The 18,779-nt window shown below is 49.9% G+C and carries 10 protein-coding genes; 8 read left to right on the top strand and 2 right to left on the bottom strand.

The genetic code is table 11. The features are described 5' to 3' along the window. The first annotated feature begins 178 nt into the window (after positions 1-178). From EA408_11865 to EA408_11830, 8 genes are all read left to right on the top strand, one after another. Entirely contained in the window at positions 179-1,489 is a 1,311-nt protein-coding gene (locus EA408_11865) for a hypothetical protein (GenBank protein TVR70047.1), read from the top strand. 270 nt (positions 1,490-1,759) lie between these two features. Beyond that, positions 1,760-3,778, top strand: coding sequence for a DNA polymerase III subunit gamma/tau (locus EA408_11860; protein ID TVR70048.1), 2,019 nt, complete (start codon positions 1,760-1,762; stop codon positions 3,776-3,778). Positions 3,779-3,837: 59 nt separating this feature from the next. Next, a complete protein-coding gene (locus EA408_11855; protein ID TVR70046.1) occupies positions 3,838-5,106 on the top strand; it encodes an NADP-dependent isocitrate dehydrogenase in 1,269 nt (422 codons plus the stop codon). A gap of 263 nt (positions 5,107-5,369) precedes the next feature. Then, positions 5,370-5,867: a ferritin gene (locus EA408_11850; GenBank protein ID TVR70045.1), complete on the top strand. Its 498-nt coding sequence runs from the start codon at positions 5,370-5,372 to the stop codon at positions 5,865-5,867. A gap of 364 nt (positions 5,868-6,231) precedes the next feature. After that, a complete protein-coding gene (locus EA408_11845; protein TVR70044.1) occupies positions 6,232-7,887 on the top strand; it encodes a M20/M25/M40 family metallo-hydrolase in 1,656 nt (551 codons plus the stop codon). 103 nt (positions 7,888-7,990) lie between these two features. Next, positions 7,991-11,278: a preprotein translocase subunit SecA gene (secA, locus tag EA408_11840; GenBank protein ID TVR70043.1), complete on the top strand. Its 3,288-nt coding sequence runs from the start codon at positions 7,991-7,993 to the stop codon at positions 11,276-11,278. A gap of 100 nt (positions 11,279-11,378) precedes the next feature. Next, the gene (locus EA408_11835) at positions 11,379-12,509 is read left to right on the top strand and encodes a redoxin (GenBank protein ID TVR70042.1); all 1,131 of its coding nucleotides are present in this window, start codon (positions 11,379-11,381) and stop codon (positions 12,507-12,509) included. An 87-nt stretch (positions 12,510-12,596) separates the two neighbouring features. Beyond that, positions 12,597-15,872 (top strand): hypothetical protein, encoded by a 3,276-nt coding sequence (locus EA408_11830; GenBank protein ID TVR70041.1) that lies wholly within the window; start codon positions 12,597-12,599, stop codon positions 15,870-15,872. A 237-nt stretch (positions 15,873-16,109) separates the two neighbouring features. Here the strand turns inward: EA408_11830 and EA408_11825 are convergent, their stop codons facing one another. Together EA408_11825 and EA408_11820 are read right to left on the bottom strand one after the other, a co-directional pair. Next, the gene (locus EA408_11825; GenBank protein ID TVR70040.1) at positions 16,110-17,396 is read right to left on the bottom strand and encodes a galactokinase; all 1,287 of its coding nucleotides are present in this window, start codon (positions 17,394-17,396) and stop codon (positions 16,110-16,112) included. A 78-nt stretch (positions 17,397-17,474) separates the two neighbouring features. Next, a complete protein-coding gene (locus EA408_11820) occupies positions 17,475-18,707 on the bottom strand; it encodes an MFS transporter (protein TVR70039.1) in 1,233 nt (410 codons plus the stop codon). Positions 18,708-18,779: the final 72 nt, after the last annotated feature.

Below are 18,779 nucleotides of genomic sequence, written 5' to 3'. Positions count from 1 at the left end.
ACCAGCGGGACGAAACCAGCGGGACGAAACCAGCGGGACGAAACCAGCGGGACGAAACCAGCGGGCGACGGATAACCAAAAGGGATGGGGCAAAGTATGGATGAGCGCTATAGCACACAATAATTTGAACAAAGGCCGGTTTATCAGGTTTATTTAATGATTATTCAAATTCAATAAAATGTCTCCTATAGAAACTGTAAAGGCCATGTTCCGGGCAGGCCGGTTTGGTCGCAAGGCTACCAAACAACCTGGCACAAGCTTATTGCGCTACCGGGAGGCCGTCAGCAATGACGGTCTGACCCTGTTATTCAGTCCCGGAAACCTTATTATCAGCTCAATGCGCCCGTGGCTGCTAGCCCTGCTCCTTTTTTTACCGGTTGTAGCGCCCCAAACAACTGCAGGCAGTGAGCAACCCACGGTGGCGGCTCAAAGTATTTCCGGCTACGTTTCAGTAGCAGATGGCATGGATCCGTTGGGACTTGAGATATCGCTCTATTCCGTACCGGGAAATTTTCCCGGCGTGCCAACTGAGATAGTGCTGACAGACTCAACCGGATATTTTACGTTCATTTCCGCCGTAAGGCCTCCCTATCTTCTCAAAATAAAGGGGAACAAGGGTGCAGGAAGGGTGTGGTTTCCGGAGGAGACGCCGGCTGCAGAAAAAAATATCAGCTACCCGGTTACCGAAAAGGTCGTAATTCTTCACACCAATGACCAGCATTTTACCCACAATAAACATGATGAACTGAAGGCTAAGCTGGAAGAGGTAAGGGGCAGCTACGACGATGTGTTCCTGTTCAGTGCAGGAGACGTTTTTGTAAGGCACCCGCTGAGGTGGATCGTCAACGGCCGCCTGATGAGGGATTCTGGATGGTTCGGCGAGAGATCGGCATTCATGATCAATTCGATGAATGAACTGGGTTATGATCTGATGACACCCGGAAACCATGAGTTTGACTACAGGGAACCTTATACCAGGCAGGCACTGGATATGGCTGATTTTCCGCTCATAGGCGCAAATGTTGAAGTGCACACTGATGCGTTTCCGCCGCTTGACGGTTATGCAAAACTCAAAACCACGACATGGAGAGATATGGTTGTTATGGGACTGACAACAGTGAGCGGGAACAAGGATGGCATTGTTGAAAATGATGTTCTCGAAACGGTTACCAATTACATCCCGCTCAGAAATTCAGCCGATATACTGGTTGCCCTGACGCATATCGGACTTAGAAGGGACAGGGAGGTAGCAGAGGCATTCCCCCAGTTCGATCTCATTGTCGGCGGTCATTCGCATGACCTTCTTGAAGGGGGTGAGATGGTTAACTCCGTGCTGATTGTCCACGCCGGGGGTAATCCGCATATTGTGTCTGACCGGCACCCGGTTTTGCTGGGAAAGGTACTGCTCAAGATGGAAAACGGTGTAATAGTTTCAAAGGAGGGGCAAATTCTTGAGATACTGGAAGCTACGGTTGCTGCGGGAGACTAACAGGATTACTGGTGCGCGGATAATGAATCGAGGCTGACAAAATAACAAAGAACGGCTGACAGGATAACGAATCATGGTTGCCAGAGCGGATATTCTGGCTGCCCGGGTAATAAATAATGGTTACCAGGCCTGGTTGTTCCGGCTGACAGGTTAAGGAAATAGCGTGATGCGGGTACTGTTGATAATTTTTCACAACATTGGTTATCTGCTGCCGGAAAAAGCTTCCTTTATTTTTTATCTTTGTCACCGACCGGCATCTTCAGGTACCCGATGGAAAACTATATCGTATCAGCACGCAAATACAGGCCCGAAACGTTTCAAACCGTCATCGGACAGCCATCCATTACAACAACCCTGAAGAATGCCATCAAGAGCAGGCAGCTTGCACATGCCTATCTGTTCTGCGGTCCACGTGGTGTCGGCAAGACAACGTGTGCCAGAATCTTTGCAAAGACCATCAACTGCCCAGACCTGACACCGGATATAGAGGCCTGCAATAAATGCGAATCCTGTCTCGCCTTTAACTCATCACGCTCTTTCAATATACACGAGCTGGATGCAGCTTCGAATAACTCGGTAGACGACATAAGGACCCTGATTGAACAAGTCAGAATTCCACCCCAGGTGGGCAAGTACAGCATCTATATCATCGACGAGGTGCATATGCTTTCATCCCAGGCCTTCAATGCCTTCCTGAAAACACTTGAAGAGCCTCCTCCGCATGCAATATTCATACTGGCAACAACAGAAAAGCACAAGATACTGCCTACGATCCTCTCCAGGTGCCAGATTTTCGACTTTAACCGTATCAGGGTGGAGGATATTGTCGTACACCTTGAAGCTATAGCCTCTGCCGAAAATATTGTGGCCGAAACGGAGGCACTTAATGTAATCTCACAAAAAGCTGATGGCGCAATGCGCGACGCACTCTCTATCTTCGACCAGATAGCCGGCTTTTCAGAAGGGAAGATCACCTATAGCAATGTGTTGAGTAACCTCAATGTACTTGATTACGATTACTATTTCAGGCTCACAGAAGCAATCCTTGCCGCAGATATCCCGGCAGCACTGATGATATTCAACGAAGTGCTGGACAAGGGCTTCGACGGCCACAATTTCGTGAACGGTCTGAGCAGGCACTTCCGCGACCTCCTGGTCTGCCAGGACCAGGTCACCCTGCAACTTCTTGAGGTGGGCGCATCAATTCGTGAAAAATACAGGGAGCAGTCCGCAAAATGCCCCCCGGTACTGCTTGTCCGGGCTCTTGATATCACCAACCAGTACGATGTGTCTTTCAGGTCGAGCAAGAATCAGCGACTGCATGTTGAGCTTTGCCTTATCAAGCTTTGCAGCCTCAAGGCAGCCGAAAAAAAAAAATCTGAACCCGGCACAGACAACCTGAAAAGGGGAAAGTCCGCCGAAAAGGAAGCATCTGCCGGCAGTGAAGTACCCACCGAAAAGGGAGTGCCCGCCGAAAAGGAAGTATCTACCGAAAAGGGAGTGCCCGCTGAAAAGGAATTATCTGCCGAAAAGGAAGTATCTGCCCAAAAGGAAGTATCTGCCGAAAAGGCAGCAAAAAAACCTGCCGCAACCGCTGCAACCGCAACACCGGATATAAAAGACCAAGAGGCACAAGGCGCACCCCCCGCCAATCCGCATGCTCCCCCTACCGCCACATCCCTGCCGAACACCGAACAGGCAGAGAAGGGCGAGGTGCCAGGTATCGGTTCCACTCAAACAGAGAAGGGCGGGGTGCCAGGTATCGGTTCCACTCAAACACCGGCTAACGGCCCGGGCAATGCCAACGGAACTACATCAATTAAAGATGTCCTGAGGGGTGGGGTTACTGCCCCGGCTGATGAACAGGAAGAAGAGATACCCGGTTTAGTTGCCGATGACGAAGAAGACCAGTCCGATACCGACGATGGCGACGATTTTACCGAGAAGGAACTGACCGAGCAGTGGAAAAAATTTGCCAACCAGATCAGGAACAGGCACCCGAGGCTGTATAACACACTCCTTGCCAACAAACCGGCGATTACCGGACGCAACTCCATAGAATTCGAGATCAGTAATCCCCTGCAGGAGGAGGCACTTAACAAGATAATCCCCGACCTGATTAAACACCTAAGGCGTGAATTGAACAAAAATATAGAACTGAAGGTTATAATCAACGAAGAGCTGCAGGGGAGCAGGCTCTACTTGCCCGAAGACAAGTTCGGGCACATGGTCAAAAAAAACCCCGATCTGGCATTGCTCAGGCAAAAGTTTAATCTTGACTTCGAATAGGCAATGCTGGCGCAGTTACTGAATAATAAACTCTGTTACAAAAAATTAACTCAATCACTATGCAAAGCGAAAAGATAAGAATTGAAAACGGAAGTCTGGTGGTGCCCGATATGCCCGTGATCCCCTTTATCGAAGGCGACGGAACAGGGCCCGATATATGGGCTGCTTCGGTCCGGGTCTTCGATGCGGCGGTTGAAAAGGCATACAACGTTAAAAGAAAGATAGCCTGGAAAGAGGTCCTGGCCGGCGAGAAATCATACAAAGCCACAGGCGAATGGCTCCCGCAGGAGACCCTCGACACCATATCCGAATACCTGGTCGCGATAAAGGGCCCCCTGACCACACCCGTGGGAGGCGGCATCAGGTCACTTAACGTGGCTCTCAGGCAGATACTCGACCTGTACACCTGCCTCAGGCCGGTGAAATATTACGAGGGAGTGCCCTCGCCTGTAAAAGACCCTACGACTACCGATATGGTCATCTTCCGCGAAAACTCCGAAGATATTTATGCCGGCATCGAATGGATGGCTGGCACCGAAGAGAACAAAAAGATTATTGATTTCCTTACCGGGGAAATGAACGTCAAAAGTATCCGGTTCCCCGAAACATCCTCCATAGGTGTCAAGCCTGTCTCCCGCCAGGGCACCGAAAGGCTGGTCCGTGCTGCCATCAACTACGCCATCGCGGAAAAGAGGGACTCCGTAACTCTGGTCCACAAGGGCAATATCATGAAGTTCACAGAGGGGCAGTTCAAACAGTGGGGATACGAGCTTGCCGAAAAGGAGTTTGCCGGTAAGGTGTTCACATGGAAGCAGTATGACGAAATCGCTGCAAAGGGCGGAAAGGAGGCGGCAAACAAAGCGCAGGATGAGGCGGAGAAGGCCGGTAAAATAATCATAAAAGATGTGATAGCCGACGCCTTCCTGCAACAGATACTCACAAGGCCCGCCGACTATTCGGTTATAGCCACCATGAACCTGAACGGCGACTACATTTCCGATGCGCTGGCAGCAATCGTGGGTGGCATTGGTATTGCCCCCGGGGCCAATATCAACTACGAAACCGGACATGCAATATTCGAGGCGACACACGGCACGGCCCCCAAATATGCGGGACTTGACAAGGTAAATCCCGGATCGGTTATACTCTCGGGAGTGATGATGTTTCAATACATTGGGTGGCATGAAGCTGCCGAAATGGTGGTGCGGGGACTGAAACGGGCAATTCTCAGTAAGACCGTTACCTATGACTTTGCACGGCAGATGACCGGCCCGAAAGAGGTATCCTGCTCCGGTTTTGCTACTGAAATAATAGGTCATATGGACTGACTGCAAAGTTTTGTGTGATGGTATAATTTCAGCCCCAGCCTTATGGTATTGGCCGGCACCTTTTACAAACTATCCCGGGGCAAAGAACTCATCAGATTGCATTCGATATATCCGGCCATCTTTTGAATGAACTTTCAGGGCATCTTATTTGTTTAATAAGATGGAGGAATATACGTAATTGTAAAACCGCCCGCAGTATTAACTGAATGTCAGGTTTTAAGCAGCAATCAATTATAAATCAATAATTAAACATAAAACAGAGTATGCTAAACAAAAAAGTTGAACAGATAATGAATGTGCAGGTTGAGAAAGAGGGATATTCCTCAAATCTATACCTTGCAATGGCCTCATGGGCCGAAACAAAGGGTTATGAAGGTATTGCGAACTGGATGCACGCGCAGGCCGAAGAAGAGCGGGAGCACATGCTGAAGCTTATCGGCTATATTAACGAACGCGGAGGGAAAGCAATAATTCCCGCTTTTGAGCAGCCCCCCGGGGAGTTCAAATCGGTAAAGGCAATGTTTGAGCAGGTGTTTGAACATGAGCAGTATGTATCAAAACTGATCAACGATATCGTAGAGGTATGCGAACAGGAAAAGGATTACACAACACATAACTGGATCCAGTGGTTCGTTACCGAACAGATCGAAGAGGAGGCTTCAGCCAATAACATCCTCGACAAACTTAATATGCTTGGTGACGGCCCGCTCTATATGTTCGACAGGGATATCATGAGCATGAGGGGTGAGCATGAGGAATAGACCAGGACCTGCCGGCAAATGACCCCTAATGGAAACGTGGGTTGCTGAATCAGAAACCCCGGCAACCATGGCAATCCGAACAAATTGGGTTGTTTAACCAAAAACGACAACAACACTGTGGCGATGGATTGATCCGGGAATAATACCGGCATCACGAAGGAGACCGGTTATAGAAGCAGAGGCGCAGCCTCGCGAGGAGGATTTAAATCAACACCAAAAGCTTTCCATGTGGTTTTACACGGAAAGCTTTTTCAGTTTTATGGTTATCTTTACGATTTAAATGATACGGGGCCGCCTGGATTAGTATTTTCCTAATGACCCGTCCCGTTACTTAATCAGTTTGTTTCAACTTAAATCATAACCCATGCTTTATAAAAATATCCCTTTACTGAGAGTTTATCTGCCGGCATTACTTGTTTTGCTTGCAGTCGCCTGCACATCTCCCGAAACCGCTATTGAACCTTTCGGCCGGAACATAGAACGCGACATTGAGATTTTGTCTTCCGATGAGTTTGAGGGTCGCGCCCCGGCATCACCCGGAGGTATCAGGGCCATGGAATATATTAAATCGAGATTTACGGAGATCGGACTTAAACCTGCCAACGGCGATTCTTACCTGCAGCCGGTGCCCCTGATGGAGGTGACCGGATCGGACTTTACGCCGCTAAGGGTATCGGGACGTGGCGAAGAGATAGAACTGCAATACCTTGATGACATGGTCATAGGTACATACAGGCTGCAGGAATCGGTCTCTATCGATGAGAGCGAACTTGTTTTCGCCGGCTACGGAATAGTGGCGCCGGAATACGGATGGAACGATTATGAGGGACTTGATGTGGAGGGCAAAACAGTCGTTGTGCTGGTCAACGACCCGGGGTTCGCCACCGGCGACGATACCATGTTCACCGGCAGGGCGATGACCTACTACGGGCGGTGGACCTACAAATTTGAGGAGGCTGCACGCCAGGGTGCGGCAGCAGCACTGATCATTCACCAGACCGAGCCTGCAAGCTACGGCTGGGATGTGGTAAGAAACTCCTGGTCCGGCACCCAGTACGGTGTTGCCTCGCAGGGAGAGACCCAGCGCCTGCTTGCAGAAGGCTGGATACACCTCGACCCGGCAAGAAAGATTTTTGAAATGGCGGGCATGGACCTTGATGAGGCCTTTGAGGCTGCGCACCAAAAAGGCTTCCGTGCAAGTTCTATGGGACTTACGGCATCTGCCTCGTTTAACAATGAATTCAGTTTCGCCGACTGCAACAATGTGATAGGGTATATCGAAGGCTCACAATATCCGGATGAAACAGTCATCTACATGGCCCACTGGGACCACCTCGGCATGGTTGAGGTTGATGGTGAGGTACATATTTATAACGGTGCGGTTGACAATGCCACGGGAGTGGCGGCACTCATGGCCATTGCAGAGAAATTCATGGAAACCGGCGAAACACCCGAACGCTCTGTGGTGTTCATGGCGGTTACGGCCGAAGAGAGCGGACTGCTGGGATCACGCTACTACTCCGAGAATCCCCTTTTCCCCGTTGCAACAACCGTTGCAGGCATAAACATGGATGCTCTCAATGTTTACGGCCCCACAAGAGATATCGTTGCTGTAGGGTACGGCTTCTCAGAGCTTGATGATTATATGAAAAGGCACGCGGCCAGGCAGGACAGGGTTGTGAAACCGAACCCCTACCCGGAAAGGGGGTATTACTACAGATCCGATCACTTCAATATGGCCAAACAGGGTGTACCGATGATCTATGCAAACGGAGGGTCAGATTATATTGGCAGGGACGAGGAATACGCCGGCATGGTTGCAGCCGATTATGCCGAAAGATACCATCAGCCCTCCGATGTGGTTCACGACCTGTGGGATTATGACGGTATTCACCAGGATCTGTGGTTCTTCTATTGGATAGGCAATGACCTTGCCAATAACGACGATTTTCCAAACTGGCAGCCTGACAGCGAGTTCCGTGCTGCCAGGGACGCAAAGGCGCATCTCCGCAGAAACTGAGAAAAAGTGATGGCCCGGTAATGTCCGGGTCTTCCTGATTTTTTTATTATATTATAACTTTGCAGTCAGCCTTCAGGGAACAAAAAAATATTATCTTTTCAAGATGAGTGTAGTCAAATTTATCAGCAGTCTTTTCGGAAATAAATCAGCCCGTGACATAAAAGAGGCAGCCCCAATTCTGAATAAGGTGTTCGAAGCCTATGAAAGAGTGGTTACCCTGACCAATGACGAGCTTAGAGAGCTGTCAGCAGAACTCAGGCAGAAAGTAAGCGATGTCATCAGCGAAGATGAGAGTGAGGTCAAAAAGCTCAGGCAGCAGGCAGAGAGCGACGAGGTTGATCTGGGAGACAAGGAAGGGCTCTATAGCAGGATTGACAGGATCGAAAAAGATATAAACGCAAAACTGCACGACACCCTTCTTGAGATACTCCCCGATGCTTTTGCAATAATCAAGGAAACGGCACGCCGTTTCAAGGAAAATGAAGAGGTGGTTGTATCAGCCTCCGATTTTGACCGCGATCTGGCGGCTGTAAGGAACAGTATAGATATCAGGGGTGACAAGGCATTTTGGAAGAACCGCTGGATAGCCGGGGGTACCGAGACTACGTGGGACATGGTGCACTACGATGTCCAGCTTATTGGCGGTATTGTACTCCATACGGGAAAAATTGCCGAGATGGCAACAGGTGAAGGCAAAACCCTTGTGGCAACACTCCCCGTTTTCCTCAATGCCCTCTCCGGAAGGGGTGTTCACGTGGTTACGGTGAACGACTACCTGGCCCGCCGTGATGCCGAATGGATGGGGCCTCTTTATGAGTTTCACGGACTTTCGGTCGATTGCATAGACAAGCACCAGCCTAACTCAGAAGCCCGCCGTAAAGCTTACATGGCCGATGTGACCTTCGGAACCAACAACGAGTTCGGGTTTGATTACCTGCGCGATAACATGGCAATCAATCCCGACGACCTGGTACAGAGACCCCATAACTACGCCATTGTAGATGAGGTTGACTCGGTGCTTATAGATGATGCCCGTACCCCGCTCATCATATCCGGGCCGGTTGCCAAAGGCGAGAACCAGCTTTTCGAAGAACTTAAGCCCAAGGTGGAAAGTCTGGTAAGTTCACAGAAAAAGCTCGTGAACGATGTAATTGTTGAGGCAAGAAAGGCGCTGGCCGCAGGAGACAGCGAAAAGGGCGGTTTTATGCTTCTCAGGGCCTACAAGGGACTTCCCAAGAACAAGACACTGATAAAACTGCTGAGTGAAGAAGGCAATAAGGCACTGATGGTCAAGACCGAGAACTTCTACATGCAGGATAAGGGCAAGAATATGTTTAAGGTCACCGATGACCTGTTCTTTGTGATCGATGAGAAGATAAACTCCATAGAGCTGACTGACAAAGGCATAGACCTTATTACCTCGGCCTCTGACGATGATAAATTTTTTATCCTGCCAGATATTGGCAGCGAAATTGCAGAGCTTGAAAAGGCAGACCTCAAACCTGATGAGAAGCTGCAGAAAAAGGATTCACTGCTGCGCGATTACGCTATCAAGTCAGAGAGGGTACATACCATCAACCAGCTGCTTAAAGCCTATTCACTGTTCGAAAAGGATGTGGAATACGTGGTGATAGACAACAAGGTGAAGATCGTAGACGAACAGACCGGGCGTATAATGGAGGGCAGAAGATACAGTGACGGTCTGCACCAGGCTATTGAGGCCAAAGAGAGAGTGAAGGTGGAGGCAGCCACGCAGACATTTGCCACCATCACCCTGCAGAACTATTTCAGGATGTATGAGAAGCTGGCCGGCATGACAGGTACTGCAGAGACCGAAGCCGGTGAATTATGGAATATTTACAAACTCGATGTTGTGGTTATCCCGACAAACGAGCCCTGTATAAGAGATGACCGCGAAGACCTGGTTTATAAAACCAAAAGAGAAAAATACAATGCCGTTATCGACGAGATAGTGGATCTTGTCGAAAAGAACAGGCCGGTGCTGGTAGGAACAACATCGGTCGAAATATCAGAACTGCTGAGCCGGATGCTAAAGATAAAGGGCATCAGGCACAATGTACTTAATGCCAAGCTGCACCAGAAAGAGGCCGATATCGTGGCCGAGGCAGGGCATGCCCGTACCGTCACCATAGCCACCAACATGGCAGGCCGGGGTACCGACATCAAGCTTACACCTGAAGTGAGGAAGGCTGGGGGACTGGCAATTGTGGGAACAGAGAGGCATGAGTCACGCAGGGTCGACAGGCAGCTTAGGGGTCGTGCAGGAAGGCAGGGTGACCCGGGCTCCTCGCAATTCTTTGCCTCTCTGGAAGACGACCTTATGAGGCTGTTCGGATCCGACCGCATAGCTAAGCTTATGGACAGGATGGGCCTGAAAGAGGGAGAGGTGATCCAGCACCGCATGATCACCAGGTCGATCGAAAGGGCCCAGAAAAAAATTGAGGAGAACAACTTCGGTATCAGGAAGCGCCTCCTCGAATACGACGATGTGATGAACTCCCAGAGGGAGGTCATATACTCCAAGAGAAAAAATGCACTGAAGGGTGAAAAGCTGGATGTGGAGATTGCCAACATGATGTACGACGTGTGTGAAAACCTGGTTGACCAGTATCATGATGCGGCTGATTACGAGGGCTTTTCCATGGAGCTGATACGACTCTTCTCGATTGAATCGCCAGTGAGCGAAGAAGATTTCAGACAGATGACCCCTGACAATATAATGGAGAAAATGCGCGACCTGCTTAATGAGACCTTTGCGCGGAAGGTCAGCACCATAGCAGAGCAGGCATACCCGGTCATAAAAGATGTATTTGAGAAAAGCTCACAGCTTTACGAGAATATCGTCGTACCAATATCAGACGGCGCCAAGGTCTTCCAGGTAGTGACCAACCTGAAGAAGGCATATGAAACAGAAGGAAGGGATATTGTCAAGTCCTACCAGAAGACAGCAATACTGATGGTGATCGATGAACTCTGGAAAGAGCACCTGCGGGAGATGGATGATCTGAAGCAGTCTGTCCAGACAGCCACTTATGAACAGAAGGATCCCCTTCTTATATACAAGTTTGAGTCGTTCGAGCTTTTCAAGACCATGGTGGGCAGGGTGAACAGGGATGTAGTTGCCACCCTCATGAAGGGGCACATACCGATACGTGATGCCAGCCAGGTTAGGGAAGCTGAAAAGAGAAGGCGGCTTGATATGAGCGGGTATGAAACGAGTCGCAGGAACGAGATGATGGCAAACACGAAGGAGCCCCAGAAGTCCCAACCGGTCAAGGTGGAGAAGAAAGTGGGACGCAACGAGCCATGCCCCTGCGGAAGTGGAAAGAAATACAAACACTGCCACGGCAAGGTTGGGGTGCAGGCTTAAGCTCCCGGCAGTCAGTGGCATGATAAAGCAAACGCCTCCGTTGTCGGGAGACACAACCCCCGGACGGCGGTATAATAGGAAACAACTAAAATTAAATCACATGAGAAGATTAGCCTGTTTATTTGTACTGGCTGCGATCATAATTTCGATGACCACTGCCGGTGCACAGGAAAGAGAGATCAAACCACTTGAGATAGGCGCCGTTGCGCCCGATTTTGACCTGCCTGGAATTGACGGTCGCAACTACACTTTGGCTGATTTCGAAGAATATGAGGTCCTGTTCATAGTATTCTGGGCAAACCACTGCCCCACAGCCCAGGCTTATGAAGACAGGCTTATAGAAATGGTGAATAAATACCATCCAAAGGGAGTAGGTTTTGTGGCTATTTCGCCCAATTCACCGCAGGCCGTAAGTCTCAGTGAACTTGGCTACAGCGATGTAGGCGACGATTTTGATGATATGGTGATCAGGGCTGCCGACCTGGGTTACAATTTTCCTTATCTCTATGATGGTGACGATCACAAAGGGTCGATCCCTTACGGACCGGTGGCTACCCCCCACGTATTTATCTTTGACAACGAGAGAAAGCTCAGGTACCGCGGCAGGATCGACGATACCGAAAATCCATATATTAAACCCAACACCAGCGATGCCATCGATGCCATAGAGGCGCTTCTCGCCGGAAAGGAAGTAGAGGTAAAGGTGACACCCTCATTCGGGTGTTCCATTAAATGGAAATGGAATGACCAGTGGAAAAGAAACCTCGAGAAACAATGGGCTGAAGCGCCGGTAAGTGTCGAAATGATAGATATTGATGGTATCAAAAGCCTTGTCGCAAATGACAGTGAAAACCTGCGACTGATAAACGTATGGGCCACATGGTGCGGACCGTGCATCGTTGAGTTCCCCGACCTGGTGAAGATAGACCGCATGTACCGCGGACGCAACTTCGAATTTGTGTCACTAAGCGCCGACAACCCTAAAAGGAAAGATGCAGTCCTGAAGTTTCTGACCGACCATGAAGCAGCAAACCGGAACTATCTCTACAACGAAACCGATAAATACGCGCTTATTGAGGCGGTGGACAAAGAGTGGCAGGGAGCATTGCCGCATACCCTGCTTATAGCTCCGGGAGGAGAACTTATTGCCAGGTATGCGGGAGTGATCGATCCGCTGACGGTCAAAAGGGATATTGTAGGCTACCTGGGGCGCTATTTTGCCGATGACTGATGCTGGAACCGGAAGCTGTGGTCTGGCCGGAACAGTCAAAATAACGATACCAATTAAACCTTGCAGTGAAATATTAAACCGGCGATCATGAATAACCATGAAACCAACCAGCCGTCCGGCATGACCGGACCCATATCACCTTTATCCGTCCCTGAAAAGAGGGTAACTCCCAAACCAGCCGGAAAGCTGTCAGGAAAAGCCACCCTGAAACCAGGTATCATATTCCTGCCTGTAATTGCCTTCCTCATCCTGACGATGTCATCATGCAGGACAGAGACTGAAATGCATTCATACGAAACAGAGATCACAACCTTCAGGCAGCTCACCAGACTTTTTGAGGATCCCCCGTCTGAATTCCGTGCGGCTCCGTTCTGGATATGGACCGGAGATGTGACTGAAGATATGATCAGGCACTCCCTCGAAGAGCTTAAAGATAAGGGTTTCGGGGGAGTCTTCGTACATCCGAGATACGGACTGATTACGGAATATTTGTCGGACGAATGGTTCGAACTTTTCGGGTACACCCTCGAGGTGGCTGAAGAACTGGGCATGTATGCCTGGATCTACGATGAAAACTCCTATCCCAGTGGTTTTGCGGGAGGGCATGTACCGCACTATATGCCTGATTCCTACCGGCACGGACAGGCACTCAGAATTCACAGGTCAGACATTTTTGAGCCGGACCCGGAGCTTCGGTACCTGCACTATTTCGAGGTCAACCCTCAGGGGGAAATGGAAGAGATAGGCGATCCCGGGGGGCGGACAGGTGACAGGGGCAGTTTTATATTGTTCGAGCTGGTCAGCTATCCGCAGACCAAGTGGTATGCGGGTTATTCATACGTTGACCTTCTCTACCCGGGTGTTACCGAAAAGTTCATGGAGATCACCATGCAGGGGTATGAAGAGCGGTTCGGACAATGGTTCGGGGGACTTATACCCGGGGTATTTACCGATGAGCCAAATATAGCTCCGCCGGGAGGCAGTTCAGCAGTCAAATGGACACCAGACCTGTATGATGAGTTTGAAAAGCGCTGGGGCTACAGGCTGCAGGATAACCTGATGTCGCTGTTTGAGGAGAGCGGGGACTGGAAACGGGTGAGGCATAACTACTTTCAGCTCCTGCTCCAGATGTTCATCGACCGCTGGTCAAAGCCCTGGTATGAATACACTGAAGAACGCGGACTGAAGTGGACGGGGCACTACTGGGAGCACGGATGGCCCAGTCCCCATCACGGAGGCGACAACATGGCCATGTATGCATGGCACCAGGTACCCGGCATCGACCTTCTGTTCAACCGGATGTACACCGAAGAGCGTCCCACGCAGTTCGGTAACGTGAGGAACGTGAAGGAGCTGAGGAGCGCAGCCAACCAGACAGGGCGTACGCGGACACTCTGTGAGGCATATGGCGGGGCCGGCTGGGAGCTGACTTTTGAAGATATGAAGAGGAACGGGGACTGGATGTATGCCCTCGGGGTCAACTTCATGAACCAGCACATGACCTATATGACGCTTGTTGGCGACCGGAAGCATGACTATCCGCAGTCGTTCTCCTATCACACCCCGTGGTGGGATATGTACGGACAACAGAATGAGTATTTCGCGAGACTCTCCGTTGCAATGTCGGCAGGCCGCCAGGTAAACAACATACTGGTGCTGGAACCGACAACAAGTACATGGATGCACTACTCATCATACAGCCCCGATCCGCATCTTCAACAGATCGGCGACAGCTTCCACGACCTTCTCGATCTGCTCGAACAGCACAAAGTGGAGTATGACCTGGGCTCCGAAAATATAATAAAGGATATGGGGGGGACTGATAACGGATACCTTGTAGTGGGAGAAGCTGCCTATAACCTCGTTGTCCTCCCCCCGGGCATGGAAAATTTAGACAAGTCAACCTTTGACCTGCTTAAAACATATATTGAAACCGGAGGCAGGGTGGTTTCGCTGCATACTCCACCCTCGCGGATAGACGGTGAAGTATCTGAGGCAGTCGGACTACTTGCAGAGAGGGCAGGTAACCACTGGATTCATGCTTCGTGCTTTACAGACGAAAACGTATACAGGCACTTTGAAAACACAACTCTCCGGTTCAGTCCGGAAGCCATGCAGTCAAAGTGGTTCCTGCACCATACAAGGCATCTTGACGACGGCAGGCTGGTACTGCTTGTCAATTCAGAGCCGGATGAGACAGTAACGGGTCATTTCACTGCCCGCGGTGAAACGGTTATTATGCTCGATCCACATACCGGCGATATCTTCTCATACCCATTCATGGAGGTTGAAGAGGGACTCGAAGTGGGCTTTTCCGTCAAACCTGCAGGCTCCCTTCTGCTGTTTGTAGCGGACCGTGAAACAGATGCTCCGCCACTCCCGGTTAAACCGGCAGCCACAACAGTGCTGGAAATCACCGGCATGGAAGTTAAGCCGCTATCATCCAATATGATGCCCCTCGATTACGGCGAACTCATTATCGAGGGCGACCCGAAAGGCAATATGTATTTCTACACCGCCGGCGACAGGGTATGGCGACATTACGGCTACAATGACAATCCATGGTCAGTCTCCGTACAGTTCAAATCGGAGCTTGCCGAAGCCGACACCTTTGCCGACGGTACCGGTTTCGAATTCACCTACGATTTCCATGTAGGTGAGGGAACAGATATGCACTCAATAACAGCTGTTGCAGAGAGGCCGGAGATATTCGCCCTCTCCGTGAATGGCAACACACTCGATCCCATTCCCGGCAGATGGTTCGCCGACAGGGATTTTGCCGTTTACGGTATAGGTGAACACCTGCAGGCCGGCCATAACACGGTAAGCCTTACTGTCAGTCCCATGAGTATGTTTGCCGAGTTGCACCCGGTATATCTTAACGGTAACTTTTCCCTTGAGGAGGCAGAAAGGGGCTGGAGAATTGTGCCCTCAGAGCCCCTGGGTACCGGATCATGGAAGGAACAGGGCTATCCATTCTACAGCGACCGTGTAAGCTATGTCAGGGAACACTTCTTCGATGAAAAGCCCCGGGCAGCGGTCGTGCAGCTTGGTGACTGGAAAGGTACTGTGGCCGAAGTGCTGGTCAACGACATCCATGCCGGCATAATTGAACGGCCGCCTTACAGCCTCGATATTTCCGGGTACCTGGAAGAGGGATACAATAAAGTGGAGGTAACTGTTTACGGATCGCTGAAGAACCTGCTTGGACCGCACCACAACGTCAGGAGATACGGCATTGTGACGCCGTGGGACTATAAGTTTGCGCCTGCCCAGCAACCGCCGGGCGGGGATTATGACCTGTTTGATTACGGACTAATGGAGGACTTCACCATTCTGGTATCAGAGCAGGGTTCTCCCTGAAGTTTTTCACCATACCGGCAACGGAGTTACTTCCAGTTTCAGCATTTCACCCAACCGTTTGGGGATTGGAATTACCTCCCGGAGATTACATCAAAACATGTGACTGAACAGGATCCATATTCCGGGATTTCACCAAACCGCTTAGCCCGGGGATAATACCAAAACCGTAACATCACAGAAAAGAACCTGTAAAGTTCAGGAGGCAAGGCATTGCAAGGCAAAGCAAGGCAATGTAAGTTAAAGCTCCAGCTTTATGGCTCCCCTGTTCCTGATAAACAACTTTTTACAGGCCCCTTTACCAAAAACATGCTCCATGGTTTTTGCATAGTCGTCAAGAAGGTCATCCGGCACGAATGCCTGGATGGTACCGGCAAACCCTCCCCCGTGAACACGCCAGGCTCCGCTGCCCCTGAGTACCATCTCGCTCATTGCAAGTCCCAGTGCCACTCCCTGCTCCCTCACACTTTGGGGTGAGTGAATGTTCTGATTGTACATGAAAGAGCTGTAACCCGATTCCACAACCATACCTAGAAAAGCACTGAAATCGCCCTTCTCCAGCGCCTCCACCTGTCTCACCACCCTTTCATTATCTCCCTGGAAATGGTATGCTCTCAAGATGGCCCTGTCTCCCGTCTTCTTCCTCAGACCGGGTATGGCCTCAACCACATCCTCAAGGCTCACCTGCCTGAGTACATCAGCTCCAAGTGCCGATGCCACCGATCTCATATCAGACGGGAGCGATGCATATTCATCATTCAGCCCTGCATGGTCACCTCCGGTATCGGTAATAACGAGAGAGTAACCTGTCGCGGTAAAGTCAAAGTCCACCCTCCTCACTAAAGGATCGGCAGGGTCCTTGAAATCAATTGTTACAAGTCCCCCGACCGCACAAGCCACCTGGTCCATAAGTCCGCAAGGCTTACCGAAATATTGGTTCTCGGAGTACTGGCCTGTCTTTGCAATCTGTAACGGATCAATATTCCCCTCATTGAACAGGTGGTTTATCATAGTGCCGATAAGCACCTCGAAAGATGCCGATGAGCTGAGTCCCGACCCTTTAGGTACCCGCCCCTCGATACATGCATCAAAACCGCTGCATCCGAAACCGGCGCTCCTGAGGCCGGCGACCATCCCACGCACCAGGGCCGCTGCAGTGAATTTTTCTTCTTCCCTTACCGCAGTATCGCCCATATCAATTTCAAAAGCGGGATAACCTTCCGAATCTATCCTTATTATCTCTGAACCGTTCGGTGCAGCAACGGCAATGTTGTCAAGGTTCACCGACCCTGCAAGCACCCTGCCGTAATTGTGGTCGGTATGGTTTCCCCCTATCTCGGTGCGTCCCGGCGAGCTGAAAAACGAACATTCGCCTGCGGCTCCGAACCTCCCGGCAAACCTCTCTGCCAACCCGGTCCATATAGCCAGTTGCCTGTCAAGCTCCTCCGGATCGTTGCCGTAAAGAGCTGCAAAATGACTGTTCCTGCCTGATGCTATCCGGTTTTTTACACTATCTGTTATTGCCATTTAATGATGTTTTGGCTTTAAAAATATAAAATGTCCACGACACTCGAAAAAGTTGTTAAAGAGCATTCAGGAGACTGCTTATTGCTGTTCAAGCTCAATCGTGCCATAATCCTCCTTGCGGAATAGGAATATGAAGGCGAGGGCACAAAGGACTGCCATGGCTGTTGTAATACTCCATATGGTATCCCACTGGTATACAGTTATTCCAGCTTGCTCCGTACTGAAAATACCGATTATCTGGCCGCTTATGAAATTTCCGGCAAGCAGGCCCGCCCCGAAAGTCACAAAAAAGATGAAGCCCTGTCCCTGCGAACGAAGTCCGGCAGGAGCCTTACGATCAATATATATCTGTCCTCCCAGGTAAAAGAAGCCGAATATGATGCCATGTACAAATACTGCTGTAAGGATCATTGGCAGCTGCAGGTTGCCATCAGCAAAAACAAGGGAACCATAACGTATAACAAGTGCAACAAGCCCGATTATCATCGTTCTGCGCAATCCATACTTTTTTATTGAGATGGGTACAGCCAGCAGTATGAATATCTCCAGCATCTGCCCCATGTTCATGGTAAGGGAAATAAACCGGAAACCGCTGTCAGCCAGAAACTCTGAAAAATATGACCAGTACATAGAAAAAGGTATCATGGCAAAAAAGGAGAGAAATATAAAAACGGCAAAATTACGGTCTTTCATGAGCTTTATGCTCCTGAAGCCCATTATGTCAATCAGGGAAGCCTTTTCTCCCCTGGCCGGAGGAGGTGTGTCAGGAAGTCCGAGATTGAAGAGTCCGGCCACAACAGCGATTCCGGCCGCATAAAGAAACGGAATATGTGTGCCGTCAAAGTCAACTCCTATCACTCTTACAGTAAAAAGGCTGAACACTCCGGCAAAAACCCAGCCAATAGCACCAAAAACCCTGATACGGGGAAAAATGTCAGAATCAACATGCTTCATGGTAATACTGCTTGTAAGTCCCCATGAAGGCATATAAAAGATCATGGCTGTCAGAAGGAAAACAAACAGTAAAACAGGGTTGGAGGTAAGCCCTGCAAATAACAGCATCACACCAACAATGAAGTTGGTAACGGCAAGAACAACCTGCCCCCTGAAATACCGGTCGGCAACCATGCCGACAATGGGAGAAGCCATGCAGCCAATTGCCATAGAACTAAGTATAAGCGCTGTTAGCGTTCTGGAAAGCCCCATATTGGCCAGGTATGCGGCAAGAGGCACCCACCATACAGCAAAAAGCATGTATTGGAAGAACATCATCAGGGAGAACCTGAAATAAAGAAACAGGTTACTTTTCATAGTTAAAGGTTATTAGGTTGATTGATTGATTGATTGATTGATTGATTGATTGATTGATTGGCTGACAGCCCC

The organism is Marinilabiliales bacterium (assembly GCA_007695015.1).
In the GTDB taxonomy this organism is placed as follows: domain Bacteria; phylum Bacteroidota; class Bacteroidia; order Bacteroidales; family PUMT01; genus PXAP01.
This window is presented reverse-complemented; position numbering and strand designations above follow the sequence as displayed.